This is a genomic window from Caldimonas sp., assembly GCF_046291045.1.
GTDB lineage: Bacteria > Pseudomonadota > Gammaproteobacteria > Burkholderiales > Burkholderiaceae_C > Caldimonas.
Window position 1 is genome coordinate 46,561 of sequence record NZ_JBKBSL010000009.1, and the last position, 19,237, is coordinate 65,797.

Here is a 19,237-nt window from a genome sequence, read left to right on the forward strand (position 1 = left end):
CGTGACCCTGACGCTCATCCTCGAGCAGGCCCTCAACGGTCTGCAGTTCGGGCTCATGCTCTTCCTGCTGGCGGCCGGGCTGACCCTGGTCTTCGGCATCATGGACATGATCAACCTGGCCCATGGCTCGCTCTACATGGTGGGCGCCTACCTCACCGCGGCCGTGGCCCAGGCGTCGGGGTCCTTTGCCGCGGGGCTGGCTGCGGGCATCGTCGGCACAGCAGTCTTCGGCATGGCCCTGGAGTTCACCATCCTTCGGCGCCTGTACCAGCGTGACCACCTCTCCCAGGTGCTGGGCACCTTCGCGATCCTGCTCATGTGCAACGAAGCCGTGCGCATGATCTGGGGGCCCCAGCCCATCCTGCTCAACCCGCCGGCGGCGCTGGCCGGCCCGGTCGAGCTCTGGGAAGGCTTCTACTACCCGGCCTACCGCCTGCTCATCATCGGTGTGGGGCTGGCCGTCGCCCTGGGACTGTTCCTGCTCATCACCCGCACGCGGGTGGGCATGCAGGTGCGTGCCGGCGCCTCCAACCGCGAAATGGCGCTGGCCATGGGGTCCGACGTGCGCACGCTCTTCACGGCGGTGTTCGGGGTGGGCGCGGCGCTGTGCGCGGTGGCCGGGGGATTGCTGGGCCCGCTGGTGGCCGTGCAGGTGGGCATGGGCGAGAACATCCTCATCCTGGCCTTCGTGGTCATCGTGATCGGCGGCATCGGCTCGGTGCGCGGCGCCTTGATGGGCTCGCTGCTCGTGGGTGTGGTCGATACCGTGGGCCGAACCTTCGTGCCCGTGGCCCTGGGCGGTCTGCTGGGGCCGGCCGTGGCCTCCGGCGTGGGCCCGGCCCTGGCCTCCATCCTGATCTACGTCCTGATGGCCGTGGTGCTGTTCTGGAAGCCCGAAGGGCTGTTCCCGGCGCGAGGCTGAAGACACCATGAGCGAACCGATGCAAGGCACCACGACCACCGCGCCGCTGGCGACCCAGGCCCCCTCCCGCAGCGTGCCGCCGATGCCGCTGCGGGGGGTGCTCGACCATCCGTTGCATCTGCGCTGGGCTGTGCCGCTGCTGGCGGTCTTGGTGGCGTTCCCGCTGGTCGCCCAGGCCCTGGACGAGACCTTCTACATCAGCTTGGGCAGCCGCATCCTCATCCTGGCCCTGGCCGCGACCAGCCTCAACCTCATCCTGGGCTTCGGCGGCCTGGTCAGCTTCGGCCATGCCGCCTTCGTGGGCATCGGCGCCTACACCGTGGGCATCGCCATGGTCCACGGCGTGGTCTCGGGCTGGGTGACCTGGCCCCTGGCGGCCGTGATGGGCGGCCTGTTCGCCCTGGCGATCGGGGCGATCAGCCTGCGCACGCGCGGCGTGTACTTCATCATGATCACCCTGGCCTTTGCGCAGATGCTCTTCTACGTGATGATCTCGCTGCGAGACTACGGCGGCGAGGACGGCCTGCCGCTGCCGCAGCGCTCCGTGCTGGGCCTGGGGCTGAACCTGCGCGACGACGTGCACTTCTACTACGTGGTGCTCGCCCTTTTCGCGGCCTGTTTCCTCTTCATCTGGCGCCTGCTCAATGCCCGCTTCGGTCATGTGCTGCAGGCCCAACGCGAGAACGAGACGCGCATGACGGCCATCGGCTTTCCGGTGTACCGCTACAAGCTCGTCGCCTTCGCGCTGGCCGGGGCCATCGCCGGCCTGGCGGGGGCGCTGATGGCCAACCAGAGCGGCATCGTCAGCCCGGCGCTGATGAGCTGGCAGCAGTCCGGTGCGCTGATGATCATGGTCATCCTCGGCGGCGTGGGCCACCTGTACGGCGGCTTCGTCGGTGCAGTCGTCTTCCTGCTGCTGGAGGAAATCGCGCTGGGCTACACCATCCATTGGCAGTTCGGCGTGGGGGCGGTGTTGTTGCTCGTGGTGCTGGTGGCCCCGCGGGGCCTGATGGGTCTGTTCACGAAGGAGTCACGATGAGCGCACCGGCGCTGCTCGAACTCAAGGGCCTGGTCAAGCGCTTCGGCGGCCTGACGGCGACTGACCAGGCCAGTCTGGAGGTGTGGCCTGGCGAGGTGCATGCGTTGATCGGCCCCAACGGGGCCGGCAAGACCACGCTGATCCATCAGATCTCGGGTGCGCTGGTGCCCGATGCGGGCCGGATCGTCTTCGATGGCCAGGACATCACCCGCCTGCCGATGCACGAGCGCGTGCTGCGCGGCCTGGTGCGTTCCTACCAGATCACCAGCATCTTCAGGCGCCTGAGCGTGCTCGACAACCTGGCCCTGGCCGTGCAGGCCCGCCAGGGCTCGAGCCTGCGCTTCTGGCGGCGCGCCCGTGAGGAGCACGCCCGTTACGAGGAGGCCGCAGCCATCGCGCAGCGCGTGGGGCTGGGGGCGCGGCTGGGCGCCCTGGCCGGGGCCCTGGCCCATGGCGAGCAGCGCCAGCTCGAGGTGGGGCTGGCGGTGGCCACACGGCCGAAGCTGCTGCTGCTGGACGAGCCCATGGCCGGCATGGGACCGGAGGAGTCCGAGCAAATGGTGGCCCTGCTGCAAAGCCTGCGCCGCGAGCTGACCGTGCTGCTCGTGGAGCACGACATGGACGCGGTCTTCCGCCTGGCCGACCGCATTTCCACCCTGGTGTCGGGCCGCATCATCGCCAGTGGCAGCCCGCAGTCCATCCGCGAGCACCCCGAGGTGAAGCGGGCCTACCTGGGCGACGAACTCGAGGAGATCGGGGCATGAGTGCCTTGCTGGAAGTCCGTGGTCTGGAGACCGCCTACGGCAGCAGCCAGGTGCTCTTCGGCATCGACCTGTCCATGGCCGCCGGCGAGGTGGCCACGCTGCTGGGCCGCAACGGCATGGGCAAGACCACCACGGTGCGGTCGATCCTGGGCCTGGTGCGTGCAAAAGGGGGCGAGGTGCGCTTCCTCGGCGAACGCATCGACGGCCGCGACCCCGACCGCATCGCGCGCATGGGCCTGGCCGTGGTGCCCGAGGGTCGGCAGATCTTTCCCAATCTCACGGTGCAGGAGAACTTGCTGGCGTTTGCAGCCAACCGCTGCGCCTCGAACGACCCGTGGACGCTGGAGCGTGTCTACACCCTCTTCCCCCGCCTGAAGGAGCGTGCCGCCAACATGGGCAACCAGCTCTCCGGTGGCGAGCAGCAGATGCTGGCCATCGGCCGGGCCTTGATGACCAACCCGCGTCTGCTGGTGCTCGACGAGGCCACCGAGGGGTTGGCCCCACTGATCAGAGAGGAGATCTGGCGCTGCCTGGCCGCCCTGCGTGACCAGGGGCAGACCATCCTCGTGATCGACAAGTACGTGCAGCGTTTGGTGCGTCTGGCCGACCGCCACACCATCATCGAGCGCGGCCGGGTGGTCTGGCACGGCGATTCGGAGCAGCTCGGGGCCGACCCGGCGCTGTGGCACCGCTACATCGGGGTGTGAGGGCCGTCATGCCAGCGATTGCGCAGCGTCATGCCTTCGAGCGCGAGCAGCCCATTCGCTTCTCGCACTGCGACCCGGCCGGACTGGTGTTCTTTCCCCAGTACCTGGTGATGTTCAACCAGCTGGTCGAGGACTGGTTCACCGAGGCCCTGGGCCTGCCCTATGCCGAGATCCTGGGCGAGCGCCGCACGGGATTGCCCACGGTGAGCCTGGCCTGCGACTTCACCGCCCCCAGCCGCATGGGCGAGGTCGTGACGCTGGGACTGTCGCTCGAGCGCGTGGGCGGGGCCTCGATCGGCCTGCGCCTGGGCGTGCGCCGCGGCGACGAAGCCCGCGTCACGGCCCGCCAGGTGCTGGTCACCACATCGCTCGACACCCATCGCGCCATGCCCATTCCCGAGGACATGCGACGCGCGCTGATGGGCTTCGGGCCTCGACAACACGGAGATTGAACATGAAGATCCTGCAACCCCCGGGCTGGCCGCGCCCCAAGGGCTATGCCAACGGTGTGGCCGTGCGCGGCCAGATGGTGTTCGTCGCCGGCATGATCGGCTGGGACGCCGAGGGCCGCTTCCACACCGACGACCTGGCCGGCCAGGTGCGACAGGCCCTGGCCAACATCGTCGCGGTGCTGGCCGAGGCGGGCGCCAGGCCCGAGCACATCGTGCGCATGACCTGGTACGTGACCGACAAGCGCGAGTACCTCGCGCAGCAGCGCGAGATCGGCCAGGCCTACAAGGAACTCATTGGCAGCTACAACGCCGCGATGACCGCGATCGAGGTGTCGGCCCTCATCGAGGACCGTGCCAAGGTCGAGATCGAGGTGACGGCGGTGATCCCCGACGACTGAGGCCCGGCTCCGGGGGCAAGATATAAGGCCGGCTCAGGCCAGGGCCGCGAGGGCTCGAGCGGTGATGTCCTCGACCGAACCCAGGCCCTCGATGCGCCGGTACTTCGGGGCCTGCGGGTCGCCGGTGGCGGCCCACTGCGAGTAGTAGTCGACCAGCGGACGCGTCTGGCTCTGGTAGACCTGCAACCGCTTGCGCACAGTCTCTTCCTTGTCGTCGTCACGCTGGATCAGGTCCTCGCCGGTCACGTCATCCTTGCCCGGCACCTTGGGCGGGTTGTACTTGACGTGGTAGGTGCGGCCCGAGGGCGCGTGCACGCGCCGTCCGCTCATGCGCTCGATGATGGCCTCGTCGGGCACGTCGATCTCGAGCACGTAGTCGAGCTTGACGCCGGCGGCCTTCATCGCGTCGGCCTGCGGAATGGTGCGGGGAAAACCGTCGAAGAGGAAGCCGTTGGCGCAGTCGGGCTGGGCGATGCGTTCCTTGACCAGGCCGATGATGATGTCGTCGCTCACCAGGCCTCCTGCGTCCATGACCTTCTTGGCTTCCAGGCCCAGGGGCGTGCCTGCCTTGACGGCCGCACGCAGCATGTCGCCGGTGGAGATCTGCGGAATGCCGAACTTCTGGCAGATGAATGCGGCCTGCGTGCCTTTGCCTGCGCCCGGTGCGCCCAAGAGTATCAATCGCATGGGGATCCTTTGGAAAATGCCGTACCGGGCGCGAGACGCCCGGCACCAGTTGCGGGCGAGGATATCACGGGGTCCCCTGCGTGAAACTGACGCGCCCGACAGGGGTTTCCCCGTGACGGCCTGGAGGGTCAGCCGCCGAGCAGCGCTCGCACGCGCTCCAGATCCTCGGGGGTGTCCACGCCCGGGCCGGGCAGCGTTTCGCTCACGTGCACTGCGATGCGCTCGCCGTGCCACAGCACGCGCAACTGCTCCAGCGATTCGATCTGCTCCAGCGGGCTGGGCGGCAGCAGAGGAAAGCGCCGCAGGAAGCCTGCGTGATAGCCATAGATGCCGATGTGACGCAAGGGCGCCGGACGACTGAGCGCGTGGATGCCCTGGGCGTAGCCGTCGCGCCACCAGGGCAGGGGTGCGCGCGAGAAGTACAGCGCACGTCCGGCTGCATCGCAGACCAGCTTGACCACGTTGGGGTTCGTGAACTCGGCCGGTGAGGCGATCTCGTGGGCGGCGGTGCTCATCACGCAGTCCTCGCGCATCAGCAGTGCTGCCGCCGTCGCATCGATCAGTGCCGGGTCGATCAGGGGTTCGTCGCCTTGCACGTTCACGACCACATCGTGGCCATCGAGCCCCAGCCGTTCGCAGGCCTCAGCCAGACGATCGCTGCCGGTCGGGTGGTCGCTGCGCGTGAGCAGGGCCCGCACGCCGTGAGCTTCGCAGGCCTGCACGATGTCGGGGTGATCGGCCGCCACCACGACCTGGTGGGCCTCGCTGGCCTGGGCCTGGCGTGCCACGCGCACCACCATGGGCAGGCCGGCAACGTCGGCCAGGGGTTTGCGGGGCAGACGGGTGGAGGCCAGCCGTGCGGGGATGAGGACGGTGAAGCTCACGGCGTGTCGACCTCTGCCGGCGTCGGGGCGGGGGCATCGAGCGTGCGCGCTTCGCTTTCGAGCATCACCGGGATGCCGTCACGGATGGGGTAGGCCAGGCGGTCGGCCTTGCAGATCAGTTCGTGCGCCTCACGGTCGTGTTCCAGCGGCCCCTTGCACAGCGGGCACACCAGCAGTTCCATCAATCGGGTGTCCATTGGCGGTCTTCCTGCGCCGCCTTCGCGGCGCGAACGCCCTGCAGCAGGCGTTGCAAGGCCAGGTGATAGTGCGGATCGGGCTCGAAGTCTAGCGCGACCACGTGCAGCCGGGGGTCACCGGCCAGCGCCGAGCCGGGGGGCAGCTTGACGGCGTCCTTCTCGGTCAGCAGCACCACCTCGGCCGGGTGCCCGGCCCAGGGCGCCTCCGTGTAGGCGTGGTGGTCGGCCAGGGCGAGGGTCTCGACGGACACGCCGGCGGCGCGCAGCATCCCGAAATAGCGCTGCGGATGGGCGATGCCGGCCACCGCCAGCACCCGCCGTCCAGCCAGCGCCGGCAGGGGCTGCCCCGTGCGTGCGCCGGCCCACCAGGCCGACAGCGCGATGGCCGGGCCCAGGGTCCGCCGTGCCAGCCAACCCGGGCGGGCCGTGGACGGGGCCGGGGCGTTGTAGAGCACCAGGTCCGCACGGCGGCCGGCATCGTCGCGCAGCGGCCCGGCCGGCAGCCACCAGCCATTGCCGATGCCGCGCTCATCGAAGACCAGCACCTCGATGTCGCGTGCCAGTCGGGGGTGCTGCAGGCCGTCGTCGCAGACGATCACGGTGACCTCGGGATGGCGGGCCAGCAGCGCCCGGCCGGCCGCCAGACGGTCGTTGCCCACCACCACCGGCGCACCGGTGTGCAGCCGCATCAGCAAGGGCTCGTCGCCCACCTGCCTCGCGGCGCTGCCCGGGGTGACTTCACACACGCCCTGGCCGCTGCGTCCATAGCCACGCGAGACGATGCCTGGGTGCTCCCCGGCGGCCTGTAGTGCGCGCACCGTGGCGATCACCGTCGGGGTCTTGCCCGCACCGCCAGCCACCACATTGCCCACGACGATCACCGGGCAGGGCAGGCGCTCGGCCCGCCGTAGGCCCCAGACGTAGGCACGGCTGCGCAGCGTGGCCAGCAGGCGGTACAGGCACGACAGCGGCCACAGCAGGCGGGCCAGCGGACCGCGCCGGACCCAGGCCGCCTGCAGGCGTGTGGCGACCCTGACGGACACCGGCATAGGGGCAAAAAAGACCGAAGATACTCAGCGGCCTCGTTGGGGCTCGCTCAACCGGGTCGCGAAGGTGAGCTGGTTCAGTCCGGCCCTGCGCGAAGCGTCCATCACGTTGACCACGCTCTGGTGGGCGGCGTTGGCGTCGGCCGAAATCACCACCACGGCTTCGGTGCCGCCGGCCGCGGCACGCAGCTCGGCGGCCAGCAGGTCCACCGCGCGGCCGTCCACGACACGCCGGTTGACCGCGTACTGGCCGTCGGCCGAGACGGAGACGATCACCTCCCGGGGATGGTCGCGCGGGGGCTGGGCATCGGCCACCGGCAGGTTCACCTGCAGCTCGGCGAATTTGGAATAGGTGGTCGTGAGCATCAGGAAGATGAGAATCACCAACAGCACGTCGATGAACGGAATGAGCGCGATCTCCGGCTCCTCCAGGCGGCGGTGGTGGAAGTTCATCTTCTTCACGGGCAGCCTTTGCGATGTCAACGCTGGACGGTGAAGCGCATCAGGTGGGGCACCAAGCGTTCGGCGGCTTGCTCGAAGTCCAGCAGGTACTCGTCGACTTTGCCGCGGAAGTAGCGGTAAAACATCAGCGAGGGAATCGCGATGATCAGCGCGAAGGCCGTGTTGTACAGCGCGATCGAGATGCCATGGGCCAGTTGCTGCGGGTTGCCGCCGGTGGTGCCGCCTTGTGAGGCGAAGATCTCGATCATACCGATCACCGTGCCCAACAGGCCCAACAGAGGCGCCGCCGCAGCGATGGTGCCCAGCGTGTTCAGGTAGCGTTCCATCGAGTGGGCCGCCGCGCGGCCAGCCGTCTCGAAGGCGATGCGCAAGTTGGGTTCGCTGATGCGCGGCTCGTTGATGACGCTGCGCAGCCCGGCGGCCAACACCTGCCCGAGCAGAGAACTGGCGGCCAGCTTGTTCACCACCTCGGGCGAGGGCAGGCTGGCCCGGGTGACCGACAGGACTTCATCGAGCAGCCTGGGCGGGGCGATGCGCGAGGGGCGCAAGCTGGAGAAACGTTCGATGATCAAGGCCAGGGCCACGATGGAACACGCGATGAGCGGCCAGATCGGCCAGCCGGCGGCTTGTATGATCGAAAACAACGAGCATCCTCCTCGGGCGGTGAGGGTCCTGGGGTCGCAACGGGGGCGATTATGACCCCAAGCGCCACGGCGGCCACCCCATCAGCCGTGAGGTGCTGCACATCCGCGACGTCCCCGTGGTCCGACCGGCCGGTCATCCACGAATCTTGTGGATAACTTTGTGGGAAACCCGGGGTGAGCGCCCGCCAAGTGGCGAATCGACGAGGCTCCCGACAGATTGCTGCATCCGTGAGCACAGAAAAACACAATCAAATCAACAACTTGCAACGAGATGACAAGGCGATGACAACGATAACCCCGCGCAAAGCCTTGTCTGATGCGGCTGTGGAGTTTTAACCCCGCATCGGGCTTGGGAATCCAGCGCATGTCATATCTCGACTCCCCGGGCCGTGGCCCCTGGCGGGTGGCGGCCCTGCTGCGGGCCATCGCCGACCACCTGCAGGCGCGCTTCGGTGCGGTCACGGTGCAAGGCGAACTGTCCAGCTTCACACGCGCGCCCAGCGGGCATTGCTACTTCGCCCTCAAGGACGATGCCTCGCCCGAACCCGCCCTCATCCGCGGGGCGATGTTCCGCCGCGCCGCCGCGATGCTCGACTTCCAGCCGCGCGAAGGGCAGTTGGTGGAGATCCGTGGCCGGCTGGCTGTCTATGACGCCCGCGGTGACCTGCAACTCGTGGCCGAGAGCATGCGCCCGGCCGGTCAGGGGGCGCTGTACGAGCAGTTCCTGCGCCTGAAGGCCCGTCTGGAATCCGAAGGCCTGTTCGATGCGGCGCGCAAGCGACCACTGCCCCGTTTCGTCTCGCGGGTGGGTTTGGTGACCTCGCTGGCCGCGGCGGCGCTGCACGACATGCTCACGGCCCTGCAGCGCCGAGCTCCTCATGTCGAGGTCATCGTTTATCCAGCCGCTGTGCAAGGCGAGTCGGCGGCGCGCGAACTGGTGCAGGCGCTGGCCCTGGCAGCGCGTCGCCGCGAGGTGGATGTGCTCATCGTCGGTCGTGGGGGCGGCTCGCTGGAGGATCTGTGGGCCTTCAACGACGAAGGCCTGGCGCGCGCGATCGTGGCCAGCCCCATCCCGGTGGTCAGCGCCGTGGGGCACGAGACCGATGTCTGCATCGCTGATCTGGCGGCGGACCTGCGGGCGCCCACGCCCACTGCCGCGGCCGAGCTGGTGGCGCCGGCGCGCGACGAATGCCTGGCCCAACTGGCGGGCTTGGCACACCGTCTGCGCTCGGGGCTGGGCCGGCGGCTGGAGGCCCTCGCCCAGCGCCTGGACCAAGCCGCCCTGCGGCTGGCTCGCCCAGCCCAGGTGCTGGCGCGCAGGCGCTCGCAACTGGACATGCTCGGTCAGCGCCTGGCCGTGGCGCCCGGCCAGCACGTGCGCTTGGCACGCGAGCGCCAGGGCCCGCTGGCGCGCCGCCTGATGCGAGCCGTGGACGTGCGCTGCCAGGCGGCCGCGCAGCGGCTGTCCGCACTGCAGGCCCGGCTGGTGGCCCTCGATCCCCAACGCGTGTTGCAGCGGGGCTATGCCTACCTCACCGACCCGCAGGGGCGGGCGCTGGTGTCGGTGCAGCAGGTCCAGGTGGGAGACACGGTGCACGCGGTGCTCGCCGACGGGCAGCTGGTCTCGCAGGTGCGCGAGCGTCAGCCCTGACCCTGCATCCCGTGCGGTCGCGCACCCGGGCCGCAGCGGGCAAACCCTCGAGTGCCTACAATCCTCGCACGCAGTCTCCCCACAATATCTCCCACAAACCGAAAGGACGACACGATGGAACACACCCTGCCCGCGCTCCCGTACGCGATCGACGCCCTGGCCCCCCACATCAGCAAGGAGACGCTGGAGTTCCACCACGGCAAGCACCACAACGCTTACGTGGTGAACCTGAACAATCTGATCAAGGGCACCGAGTTCGAGTCGATGTCGCTGGAGGACATCATCCGCAAGTCCAGTGGGGGCGTGTTCAACAACGCAGCCCAAGTCTGGAACCACACCTTCTTCTGGCACAGCATGAAGCCGGGCGGTGGCGGCGAACCCAAGGGCAAGCTGGCCGAGGCGATCAACGCCAAGTGGGGCAGCTTCGCCGCCTTCAAGGAAGCCTTTACGAAGTCGGCTGTGGGCAACTTCGGCTCGGGCTGGACCTGGCTGGTCAAGAAGCCCGACGGCACCGTCGACATCGTCAACACCAGCAATGCCGGCACTCCGCTGACCACGGCCGACAAGGCTCTGCTCACGATCGACGTGTGGGAGCATGCCTACTACATCGACTACCGCAACCTGCGCCCGAAGTTCGTCGAGACCTTCCTGACCTCGCTGGCCAACTGGGACTTCGCCGAAGCCAACTTCGCTTGAGGCGACGGCACGACGCGCGCGAAAGAGCCGGCCGTGGGCCGGCTGTTTCGCTTGGCGGCGCACGATACGAGGCTCGAGTCCTCCGTTTCCTGCCATTTGCACGACGATGAGAATCCTGCTGGTCGAAGACGACCCGGCCCTGTCGCTCGGGGTGGCCCGTGCGCTGCAGCGCGAGGGCTGGCATGTGGACACCCTGGGCGATGGCGTGGCCGCCTGTGCCGAAGGTCTGATCGACCAGTACGATCTGGCCGTGCTGGACCTGGGCCTGCCCCGTCGGGACGGCATGGAAGTGCTGCGCACCTGGCGCGGACGGGGGGCGCACTTGCCTGTGCTCATCCTCAGCGCCCGTGACGAGCTGTCCGACCGCCTCCAGGGCCTGGACGGGGGGGCCGACGACTACCTGGTCAAACCCTTCGACGTGCCCGAGCTGGTCGCGCGCATTCGCGCCCTGCAGCGCCGGGCCGCAGGTCGCGTCGACGACCGCCTCGTCCTGGGCGAACTCGAGCTGGACGTGCGCCATCGCGAGTTGCGTTACCGCGGCCAGCGCGTGCACCTGAGCCCGCGCGAACAGGCCCTCACCGAGCTGCTGATGGCCCGAGCCGGGCGGGTGGTGCCCAAGGAGCACATCGTCTCCACGCTGTCGAGCTGGGAGACTGATTTCAGCGAGAACTCGGTGGAGGTCTACATCCACCGCCTGCGCAAGCGCTTTGCCGACTTGGGCGTGGTGATCCGCACGGTGCGCGGCTTCGGCTACCTGATGGAGACCGAACCGGCCGCATCCGAGGCGCCACCAGCCTGAGTCCGTGGGCATGCCTGACCAGCCCAGCCTGGGGCGCGAGCCGGTGCCTCTGCGAGGCACTGGGCGAGAGTCGCAGGCGTCAGCGGCGCGGGCCAACCGCAGCCTGCGCGTCCAGTTGCTGGGGCCGCTCACGTGGGGATGGCTGGTGGTGGCGCTGATCGCTGCTTGGGGGGCCTATCGGCTCGCGCAATTCGCCGGTGACACCGCTTACGACCAAACCTTGCAGGATGAGGCCGGCGCGATTGCCACCCAGGTCTACTGGACCGACCGCGGCCCCCTGCTCGAACTGAGCGTGCAGGCCCAACAGCTGCTGGCGCGCGACAGCGCTGACCGCAATGCTTACATGGTGATCGACGAGATGGGTCAGATCCTGGCCGGGTCGGGCAACCTGCCCATGCCCGACAACATCGAACCCAGCTTCGACGCCCCCCAGCTCTTCGATGCCAGCTACTTGGGCGAGCCCGTGCGTGGGGCGATCTACTCGATCCGCTCGCCGATGCTGGACCAGGTGGTGTCCATCGTCGTCGTCGAGACACGCCGGCGTCGGCGGGAGCTCGAACGAGAGATCCAGCTGGCCGTGCTGCTGCCCACCGTGGCGCTGGGCCTGTTGACCTTCGGGCTGTTGCACTGGGGCATCCGCCGCGGGGTGGCACCGCTGCGCCGTGTGGCCGCCACTGTCGAGGCACGCGACCCGCGAGACCTGCAACCCTTGCCGCTGCAGGGCGTGCCGGCCGAGGCCGTGCCGCTGATCGAGCGCATCAATGTGCTGCTGGCCAACGTCGATCGGGCGGTCCGGCAGCAGCGCCGCTTCGTCGCCGACGCGGCTCATCAGTTGCGCACACCCGTGGCCGGGGTGCGCGTGCTGGCCCAGGAGCTGCAGCACGAATGGCGCAGCGGCGGCGAGGCCGCGCCCGGGCTGCTGCGTGAACTGGTGGCCAGCAGCGAGCGCATGGGGAGGCTCGTCTCGCAACTGCTCAACCTCGCCCGGTCGGAGTCGGCCTTGCGCGACGGCCCAGCGGCTCTGGAGTCCGTGGACGTCGTGGCCGTGGTGCGCGAGGCGGCCGAGCCCCTTGCGCTGCGGGCCAGCCGCGAGGGACGCGCCTTCGATCTGCAGGTGCCGACCCAGGACTGCCGGGCCCGGGCTCACCCCGTGTGGCTGGGCGAGGTGGTGTCCAACCTGCTGGACAACGCTCTGCGCCATGGCGGATCGCACGTGCATCTGGCCGTGCAGGTCGAGCCCGGCGGGGTGGGCATCGAGGTGTGCGACGACGGCCCCGGTATCCCTGCCGATCAGCGCGAGCTCGTCTTCGAGCCTTTCTGGCGGGCCGAGCGCTCCGACACCCGCGGCTCGGAAGGCGCTGGCCTGGGACTGGCGATCGTCAGGGACGTGGTGCAGGCCATGGGCGGCCGCATCGAACTGCACAGCCGTCCCGAATTCGAGGGCACGCGCTTTCGCGTCTGGCTGCCCGCGGCCGGCCGCGGCTAGGGCAGGGCGGTCCTTCAGCGCGCCGGTGCGATCGGTCCGCCCTGGATGCGCATGCCCGGCTTGATGCCGCGCCGGGCGAACCAACCCTGGTTCATTTCCAGCGCCAGCCGCACCGGCTCGTCGGAGCAGTGGGAGTCGAGCGTTTGCGGCTGCATGTCGGCGATGTTGACGATGCGCCCGTCGTCGGCCAGGAAGGCGATCGACAGCGGGATCAGCGTGTTCTTCATCCAGAAGCACTGCACCGCGGGGGTCTCGAAGACGAAGAGCATGCCCTCATGGGGGGCCATCTCCTTGCGGTGCATCAAGCCGATCGCGCGCTGTTCGGGCGTGCGGGCCACTTCGGCCGAGATCGCATGGAAGCCTGCGCGCAGGGGCACGCTGGGCAGCTTCTGGGCGGCCTCCTGGGCCCAGGCCGCCGCGGCCAGCGCCAGGCCGCCGGCGAGACCCACGGCGAAACGCCGCCAGGCCGGGGCAGGGCTGGCTTGCAGGGCTGGCAACTTGATCTGAATCATGATGCAATCAATGAAAAGACGATAGATTCTCGTCGCGCCCGCAGCCTCTGTCGACCTGCGGGTCATGCTTCCAGCCGAGATGCCCAGCGCCGACGACACCGCCCGCCCGCCCCCTGCTGCGTGCGCCCTTCCCGACGAAGAGGCGGTGGCCTGGGACGATCCGCAGGAGCAGGCGCGCTTCACCCAGGCGGTGCCCGATCGGGCCGGCGGGCCGGCCCTACGGCGCTCGGTGCTGATCATCGAAGGCATGTATTGCGCGGCCTGCTCGGTCCACATCGAGCAGGCCGTGCTGCGCCTGCCCGGCGTGCTCGAGGCCGACGTCAACCCCGCCTCGCGCCGCGCGAGCGTCCTGTGGGACCCCGACCGCGTGCACGCCTCCACGATCGCCCGGGCGGTGGCCCACGCCGGCTACCGTGCCTACCCCGCCCTGTCGGTGCAGGCCGAGGCCGACCGCCGCCGCGAGGAGCGACTGGCGCTGTGGCGGCTCTTCGTCGCCGGCTTTTGCATGATGCAGGTGATGATGTATGCCGTGCCCACCTATGGGGTGGCGCCCACGGGCAGCCAGGACATGAGCGGCGACATCTGGCAGTTGCTGCAATGGGCGAGCTGGCTGCTGAGCATCCCGGTTCTGCTGTTTTCCGCCGGGCCCTTCCTGCAAGGCGCCTGGCGCGACCTGCGTGCGCGGCGCATCGGCATGGATGTGCCGGTGGCCCTGGGCATCGTCGTCACCTTCATCGCCAGCACCGGCGCGACTTTCGATCCTGGCGGTCTCTTCGGCGAGGAGGTCTACTTCGACTCGCTCACGATGTTCGTCTTCTTCCTGCTGGGCGGGCGCTACCTGGTGCTGCGTGCCCATGGGGTCACGGCCGGGGCCCTCGAGGCCTTGATGCAACGCCTGCCCGAGACCGTGGAGCGCGAGGCGGCCGATGGCCGTCTCGAAACGCTGCCCGTGTCGCGCCTGCAAGCCGGGGACCGGGTGCGCGTGCGAGCCGGCCAGGCTTTCCCGGCCGATGGGCACATCGAGGACGGCACAGCCTGGGTGGACGAGGCCTTGCTGACGGGAGAGTCTGCCGCGCAGGAGCGGGGGCCAGGGCAACCGGTCGTGGCCGGCAGCTTCAACCTCTCGGCCCCGGTGTGGGTGCGCGTCGAACGGGTGGGGCGCGACACCCGCTATGCCCGTATCGTCGAGTTGATGCAGCGCGCGGCCACCGAGCGCCCGGCCTTCGTGCAGGCCGTCGATCGCATCGCCGGGCCCTTCCTGTGGGCGGTGCTGGCGGCCGCCGCCCTGTGTGCGCTCGCCTGGGCCTTCATCGAGCCTAGCCGCAGCGTCTGGGTGGCCGTGGCCGTGCTCATCGTCACCTGCCCGTGCGCCCTGTCGCTGGCCACGCCGTCGGCCCTGCTCAGCGCGGCCGGCGCATTGGCACGCCGCGGGGTGCTGGTGCAGCGGCTCCAGGCTTTGGAGGCGCTGGCACAGGCTCAGGTGTTCGTTTTCGACAAGACGGGCACCCTCACCGAAGACCGGCTCGAACTGGGGGGCTGCGATGTGCTCGATGGGCGCTGGTCGCGCCAACAGGCCCTGGCGCATGCGGCGGCCTTGGCCCAGGCCTCGCTGCATCCAGTGTCGCGGGCCCTGGTCGAAGCGGCGGAGCCTGATGACCATGCCGCCAGTATGCTCGACGTGCGTGAGTTGCCCGGTAGCGGCTTGGAGGGACGCGATGCTCAGGGACGAACCTGGCGCCTGGGCTCGCTCAGCCACGTGCGGGCAGGCGCTGCACGGTCTGCTGCATCCGACCAAGCGCCCGCCGGGCCCGAAGCTTGGTTGAGTGTCGACGGGACGCTCGTGGCCCGTTTCGAGCTGAGCGAGCGTCTGCGGCCCGATGCCCGCGCCACCATCGCCGCCTTGCGCGCGCAGGGCATGGAAACCGTCCTGCTTTCGGGCGACCGGCCCGAGGCGTCACAGGCCTTGGCCCGCTCGCTGGGCATGGACCGCTGGCATGGCGGGGCCTTGCCTGAGGACAAGCTGGCGCTGGTGCGCCAGGCCCAAGCCCAAGGACGCAAGCTGGCCATGGTGGGTGACGGCGTGAACGACGGCCCGGTATTGGCCCAGGCCGATGTCTCCCTGGCCATGGGGCAGGGGGCGGCCCTCGCGCGTGCCCAGGCCGACATCACGCTGATGAGCGCTCGCCTGGCCGACGTCGTGACCGCCTGGTCGATGGCGCGACGCACTGTGCGCATCATCCGCCAGAACCTCGCATGGGCTGCAGCCTACAACGCCGTCGGCATCCCGATGGCGGCACTCGGCTGGATGCCCCCCTGGCTGGCCGGCCTGGGAATGGCCGCCAGTTCGGTCCTCGTGATCGCCAACGCCTGGCGTCTGACTCGCCCCGACGGCGCGGCCGATCCCACGGTGCCACTGACCATCGCGCCGGCCACCGCCACCGGTCCCTGAGGTATTGCCATGGACATCCTCTTCCTCCTCGTGCCCCTGTCGGTCGTGCTCGTGCTGCTGATCCTGGGCTTGTTTGCCTGGGCCCTGCACAGTGGCCAGTTCGACAACGTGGAACGCGAAGGGGAGCGCATCCTCTGGGATGAAGTACCCCTGGCCACGAAGGCGGTTGATGCCGATCAAGATGCGGCAACGATCCGTCCGGAACAATAACCCTACTGATTTCCAGGAGAGAGGCCTCATGTCTTCGTCATCGACGTTCTCCGCGGCCCGGGCGGCGAACTACAACGACACCGTGGTGCGGCAGTTTTCCATTGCCGCCATCGTGTGGGGGGTGGTCGGGATGCTGGTGGGCGTGTGGATCGCCGCCCAGCTCGCCTGGCCGGAGTTGAACTTCGGCATTCCCTGGCTCAGCTACGGCCGGCTGCGCCCGCTGCACACCAACGCCGTGATCTTCGCCTTCGGCGGCAGCGCGCTATTCGCCACCAGCTACTACGTGGTGCAGCGCACCTGCCAGGTGAGGCTCATCTCTGACAAACTGGCGGCCTTCACCTTCTGGGGCTGGCAGGCCGTCATCGTCGCCGCGGCGATCTCGCTGCCTCTGGGCTACACCAGCGGCAAGGAATACGCCGAGCTGGAATGGCCGATCGACATCCTCATCACCCTGGTCTGGGTGGCCTACGCCGTGGTGTTCTTCGGCACCATCGGCATCCGCAAGGTTCGCCACATCTACGTGGCCAACTGGTTCTTCGGTGGCTTCATCCTGGCCGTGGCCCTGCTGCACCTGGTCAACAGCGCGGCCATGCCGGTGAGTTTCATGAAGAGCTACTCGGCTTACGCCGGCGTGCAAGACGCCATGGTGCAGTGGTGGTATGGCCACAACGCCGTGGGTTTCTTCCTCACGGCGGGCTTCCTCGGGATGATGTACTACTTCATCCCGAAGCAGGCCGAACGCCCGGTGTACAGCTACCGCCTGTCCATCGTGCACTTCTGGGCGCTGATCTTCACCTACATGTGGGCCGGCCCCCACCACCTTCACTACACCGCGCTGCCCGACTGGGCGCAAAGCGTGGGCATGCTGTTCTCGCTGATTCTGCTGGCGCCCAGCTGGGGCGGCATGATCAACGGCATCATGACCCTCTCGGGTGCCTGGCACAAGCTGCGCGACGACCCCATCCTGAAGTTCCTGATCGTCTCGCTGTCCTTCTACGGCATGAGCACCTTCGAGGGGCCGATGATGTCGATCAAGACCGTCAATGCCCTGAGCCACTACACCGACTGGACGGTGGGTCACGTGCACTCCGGCGCCTTGGGCTGGGTGGGGCTGATCACGATGGGCTCGCTGTACTACCTGGTGCCGCGTCTGTTCGGCCAGAAGCAGATGTACAGCGTGCGTGCCATCGAGCTGCACTTCTGGATCGCCACGATCGGCATCGTGCTCTACATCGCAGCGATGTGGATCGCCGGCGTCATGCAAGGCCTGATGTGGCGCGCCGTCAACCCTGACGGCACGCTCACCTACAGCTTCGTCGAGAGCGTGAAGGCCACCTATCCCTTCTACGTGATCCGGCTGCTGGGCGGCATCCTCTACCTCGTCGGCATGGGTGTGATGGCCTGGAACGTCGTGATGACCGTGCGCAACGGCCGTCCGTCCGAGGTCGCCATCCCGGCGCTGAAGCCTGCGGCGGCCTGAGGGCAGGATCCCAAAGAACGAGGAATCATCATGGCTGACTCCCATAAGAAGCCTGGCTTTTTCACCCACGAGCGAATCGAGACCAACAACTTCCTGATGATCGTGCTGATCATCCTGGTCGTGTCGGTCGGCGGTCTGGTCGAGATCGTGCCGCTGTTCTTCCAGCGCTCCACCACCCAGGCGGTCGAAGGGCTGAAACCCTACACGGCGCTGCAACTGGTGGGCCGCGACATCTACATCCGCGAGGGCTGCTACAACTGCCACTCGCAGATGGTGAGACCCTTCCGTGCCGAGACGCTGCGCTACGGACCGTATTCCACAGCCGGCGAGTTCGTCTACGACCACCCCTTCCAATGGGGCAGCAAGCGCACCGGCCCCGACCTGCATCGCGTGGGCGGCCGCTACAGCGACGAATGGCACCGCATCCACCTGATCAACCCGCGCGACCTGGTGCCTGAGTCCAACATGCCCGCCTACCCCTGGCTGGACAAGACCGCGCTCGACCCCCAGGAGGCCGTGCCCCGCATGCGCGCCCTGCGCCGCCTGGGCGTGCCCTATAGCGACGAGGAGATCGCCCAGTCGCCCGACGAGCTCAAGGGCAAGACCGAGATGGATGCCGTGATTGCCTACCTCCAGGTGCTCGGCACCGCCATGAAGTGAGGGACCGACGATGGACATCGACGTGAACGACCTGCGCATCATCGTGACGGTGGTGTCGCTGCTGATCTTCATCGGCATCTGCGGCTGGGCCTATGCCCGCCGCAACCGCGAGCGCTTCGACGAAGCAGCCCGACTGCCCTTCCAATCCGAATAGCCCACGCCGGGAAGCCAACATGAGCGATTTCTTCAACGACGGCTGGTCGATCTTCATCGCCGTCACCACCATCGTCAGCATCGTCGCCTGCCTGGTGCTGCTGCTGGTGGCGGCCAAGCGCAAGGTCATGGCCAGCGACAACACGACCGGCCATGTCTGGGACGAAGACCTCAAGGAGCTGAACAATCCCCTGCCGCGCTGGTGGATGGGCCTGTTCGTCATCACCATCGTGTTCTCGGCGGTCTATCTGGTCTTCTATCCGGGTCTGGGCAGCTACCAGGGCACCTGGGGCTGGTCGCAGGCCGGCCAGTACGAGAACGAGATGGCCAAGGCAAAAGCCCAGCTCGAGCCCCTGTATGCCCAGTTCGAAGGCAAGGGGGCCGAGGCGCTTGCGAGCGATCCGCAGGCCATGGGCATCGGCGAGCGTCTGTATGTCAACTGGTGCGCCCAATGCCATGGGTCCGACGCCCGCGGCAGCCGGGGCTTCCCCAACCTGACCGACGGGGACTGGCTGTGGGGAGGCTCACACGAGGCCATCAAGACCACCATCGCCCAGGGCCGCACGGGGGTGATGCCTCCGATGGGCGAGGCCGTGGGCGGCGGCGAGAACGTGCGCAACGTGGCCCACTACGTGATGAGCCTGTCGGGCAGCCCGCACGACCCCATCGCCGCCCAGCTTGGGCGCACCAAGTTCGGGGCCTGTGCCGCTTGCCATGGCGCCGACGGCAAAGGCAATCCCACCATGGGGGCGCCCAACCTCACCGACCGCATCTGGCTGCATGGCTGGGGTGAGCAGGCGATCACGAACATCATCAACAACGGCAAGACCAACGTGATGCCGCCGCACGCGGGTAAGCTCACCGAGCCTCAGATCCACGTGCTCGCCGCTTACGTGTGGAGCTTGTCGCGCTCGACAAGCGCAAGCGAAGCGCGCTGAA

The 19,237-nt window shown here is 68.4% G+C and carries 23 protein-coding genes; 16 read left to right on the forward strand and 7 right to left on the reverse strand.

Translation table 11 applies throughout. The annotated features are described in order from the left end of the window. The first annotated feature begins 1 nt into the window (after window position 1). The 6 genes from ACK4ZD_RS04920 to ACK4ZD_RS04945 all read left to right on the forward strand — a co-directional run bounded on the left by ACK4ZD_RS04920 (window position 2) and on the right by ACK4ZD_RS04945 (window position 4,282). Window positions 2-922, forward strand: a complete 921-nt coding sequence (locus ACK4ZD_RS04920) for a branched-chain amino acid ABC transporter permease (RefSeq protein ID WP_409659370.1) — start codon at window positions 2-4, stop codon at window positions 920-922. Between the two features lie 82 nt (window positions 923-1,004). Beyond that, window positions 1,005-1,961 carry a branched-chain amino acid ABC transporter permease gene (locus tag ACK4ZD_RS04925; protein WP_409659457.1) on the forward strand — a complete coding sequence of 319 codons (957 nt, stop codon included), beginning with the start codon at window positions 1,005-1,007 and terminating at the stop codon, window positions 1,959-1,961. After that, window positions 1,958-2,725: an ABC transporter ATP-binding protein gene (locus ACK4ZD_RS04930; protein ID WP_409659372.1), complete on the forward strand. Its 768-nt coding sequence runs from the start codon at window positions 1,958-1,960 to the stop codon at window positions 2,723-2,725. The genes ACK4ZD_RS04925 and ACK4ZD_RS04930 overlap by 4 nt, the downstream gene beginning before the upstream one ends. Then, window positions 2,722-3,432, forward strand: coding sequence for an ABC transporter ATP-binding protein (locus ACK4ZD_RS04935; protein WP_409659375.1), 711 nt, complete (start codon window positions 2,722-2,724; stop codon window positions 3,430-3,432). Before ACK4ZD_RS04930 ends, ACK4ZD_RS04935 begins: the two co-directional genes overlap by 4 nt. A gap of 8 nt (window positions 3,433-3,440) precedes the next feature. Further along, window positions 3,441-3,884, forward strand: a complete 444-nt coding sequence (locus ACK4ZD_RS04940; protein ID WP_409659377.1) for an acyl-CoA thioesterase — start codon at window positions 3,441-3,443, stop codon at window positions 3,882-3,884. A gap of 2 nt (window positions 3,885-3,886) precedes the next feature. Continuing rightward, complete coding sequence (locus ACK4ZD_RS04945) at window positions 3,887-4,282, forward strand: RidA family protein (RefSeq protein WP_409659379.1); 396 nt, start codon at window positions 3,887-3,889, stop codon at window positions 4,280-4,282. Between the two features lie 33 nt (window positions 4,283-4,315). Here the strand turns inward: ACK4ZD_RS04945 and adk are convergent, their stop codons facing one another. The 6 genes from adk to ACK4ZD_RS04975 all read right to left on the reverse strand — a co-directional run bounded on the left by adk (window position 4,316) and on the right by ACK4ZD_RS04975 (window position 8,202). Continuing rightward, window positions 4,316-4,969 carry an adenylate kinase gene (gene adk, locus ACK4ZD_RS04950; RefSeq protein ID WP_409659380.1) on the reverse strand — a complete coding sequence of 218 codons (654 nt, stop codon included), beginning with the start codon at window positions 4,967-4,969 and terminating at the stop codon, window positions 4,316-4,318. Between the two features lie 128 nt (window positions 4,970-5,097). After that, on the reverse strand, window positions 5,098-5,853 hold the full coding sequence (gene kdsB / locus ACK4ZD_RS04955) for a 3-deoxy-manno-octulosonate cytidylyltransferase (RefSeq protein ID WP_409659382.1): 756 nt from the start codon (window positions 5,851-5,853) through the stop codon (window positions 5,098-5,100). Continuing rightward, window positions 5,850-6,050 carry a Trm112 family protein gene (locus ACK4ZD_RS04960; protein ID WP_409659384.1) on the reverse strand — a complete coding sequence of 67 codons (201 nt, stop codon included), beginning with the start codon at window positions 6,048-6,050 and terminating at the stop codon, window positions 5,850-5,852. The genes kdsB and ACK4ZD_RS04960 overlap by 4 nt, the downstream gene beginning before the upstream one ends. Then, window positions 6,035-7,099, reverse strand: coding sequence for a tetraacyldisaccharide 4'-kinase (gene lpxK / locus ACK4ZD_RS04965; protein WP_409659386.1), 1,065 nt, complete (start codon window positions 7,097-7,099; stop codon window positions 6,035-6,037). The genes ACK4ZD_RS04960 and lpxK overlap by 16 nt, the downstream gene beginning before the upstream one ends. A gap of 24 nt (window positions 7,100-7,123) precedes the next feature. Beyond that, window positions 7,124-7,549, reverse strand: coding sequence for an ExbD/TolR family protein (locus ACK4ZD_RS04970; protein WP_409659458.1), 426 nt, complete (start codon window positions 7,547-7,549; stop codon window positions 7,124-7,126). Between the two features lie 26 nt (window positions 7,550-7,575). After that, entirely contained in the window at window positions 7,576-8,202 is a 627-nt protein-coding gene (locus ACK4ZD_RS04975; RefSeq protein ID WP_409659387.1) for a MotA/TolQ/ExbB proton channel family protein, read from the reverse strand. Window positions 8,203-8,566: 364 nt separating this feature from the next. On the opposite strand from ACK4ZD_RS04975, the gene xseA reads away from it, so the two are divergent. The 4 genes from xseA to ACK4ZD_RS04995 all read left to right on the forward strand — a co-directional run bounded on the left by xseA (window position 8,567) and on the right by ACK4ZD_RS04995 (window position 12,834). After that, window positions 8,567-9,853 carry an exodeoxyribonuclease VII large subunit gene (xseA, locus tag ACK4ZD_RS04980; protein ID WP_409659390.1) on the forward strand — a complete coding sequence of 429 codons (1,287 nt, stop codon included), beginning with the start codon at window positions 8,567-8,569 and terminating at the stop codon, window positions 9,851-9,853. A 114-nt stretch (window positions 9,854-9,967) separates the two neighbouring features. Next, window positions 9,968-10,549: a superoxide dismutase gene (locus ACK4ZD_RS04985; RefSeq protein ID WP_409659392.1), complete on the forward strand. Its 582-nt coding sequence runs from the start codon at window positions 9,968-9,970 to the stop codon at window positions 10,547-10,549. A 106-nt stretch (window positions 10,550-10,655) separates the two neighbouring features. Then, complete coding sequence (locus tag ACK4ZD_RS04990) at window positions 10,656-11,348, forward strand: response regulator (protein WP_409659394.1); 693 nt, start codon at window positions 10,656-10,658, stop codon at window positions 11,346-11,348. A gap of 10 nt (window positions 11,349-11,358) precedes the next feature. Further along, on the forward strand, window positions 11,359-12,834 hold the full coding sequence (locus ACK4ZD_RS04995; protein WP_409659396.1) for a sensor histidine kinase: 1,476 nt from the start codon (window positions 11,359-11,361) through the stop codon (window positions 12,832-12,834). A gap of 14 nt (window positions 12,835-12,848) precedes the next feature. Here the strand turns inward: ACK4ZD_RS04995 and ACK4ZD_RS05000 are convergent, their stop codons facing one another. Next, window positions 12,849-13,346 (reverse strand): DUF192 domain-containing protein, encoded by a 498-nt coding sequence (locus ACK4ZD_RS05000; protein ID WP_409659398.1) that lies wholly within the window; start codon window positions 13,344-13,346, stop codon window positions 12,849-12,851. Window positions 13,347-13,410: 64 nt separating this feature from the next. Between ACK4ZD_RS05000 and ACK4ZD_RS05005 the strand changes: the two genes are divergently transcribed. Genes ACK4ZD_RS05005 through ccoP form a run of 6 tightly spaced genes read left to right on the forward strand, consistent with a single transcriptional unit; the run spans window position 13,411 to window position 19,236 of the window. After that, window positions 13,411-15,795: a heavy metal translocating P-type ATPase gene (locus ACK4ZD_RS05005; protein ID WP_409659400.1), complete on the forward strand. Its 2,385-nt coding sequence runs from the start codon at window positions 13,411-13,413 to the stop codon at window positions 15,793-15,795. 9 nt (window positions 15,796-15,804) lie between these two features. Further along, window positions 15,805-16,005 carry a cbb3-type cytochrome oxidase assembly protein CcoS gene (ccoS, locus tag ACK4ZD_RS05010; protein ID WP_409659402.1) on the forward strand — a complete coding sequence of 67 codons (201 nt, stop codon included), beginning with the start codon at window positions 15,805-15,807 and terminating at the stop codon, window positions 16,003-16,005. A 28-nt stretch (window positions 16,006-16,033) separates the two neighbouring features. Further along, the gene (gene ccoN, locus ACK4ZD_RS05015) at window positions 16,034-17,485 is read left to right on the forward strand and encodes a cytochrome-c oxidase, cbb3-type subunit I (protein ID WP_409659404.1); all 1,452 of its coding nucleotides are present in this window, start codon (window positions 16,034-16,036) and stop codon (window positions 17,483-17,485) included. Between the two features lie 30 nt (window positions 17,486-17,515). Next, window positions 17,516-18,145 (forward strand): cytochrome-c oxidase, cbb3-type subunit II, encoded by a 630-nt coding sequence (gene ccoO, locus ACK4ZD_RS05020; RefSeq protein WP_409659406.1) that lies wholly within the window; start codon window positions 17,516-17,518, stop codon window positions 18,143-18,145. A gap of 16 nt (window positions 18,146-18,161) precedes the next feature. Next, a complete protein-coding gene (locus tag ACK4ZD_RS05025; protein ID WP_026329926.1) occupies window positions 18,162-18,299 on the forward strand; it encodes a CcoQ/FixQ family Cbb3-type cytochrome c oxidase assembly chaperone in 138 nt (45 codons plus the stop codon). Window positions 18,300-18,318: 19 nt separating this feature from the next. Then, a complete protein-coding gene (ccoP, locus tag ACK4ZD_RS05030; protein WP_409659408.1) occupies window positions 18,319-19,236 on the forward strand; it encodes a cytochrome-c oxidase, cbb3-type subunit III in 918 nt (305 codons plus the stop codon). Window position 19,237 lies beyond the last annotated feature (1 nt).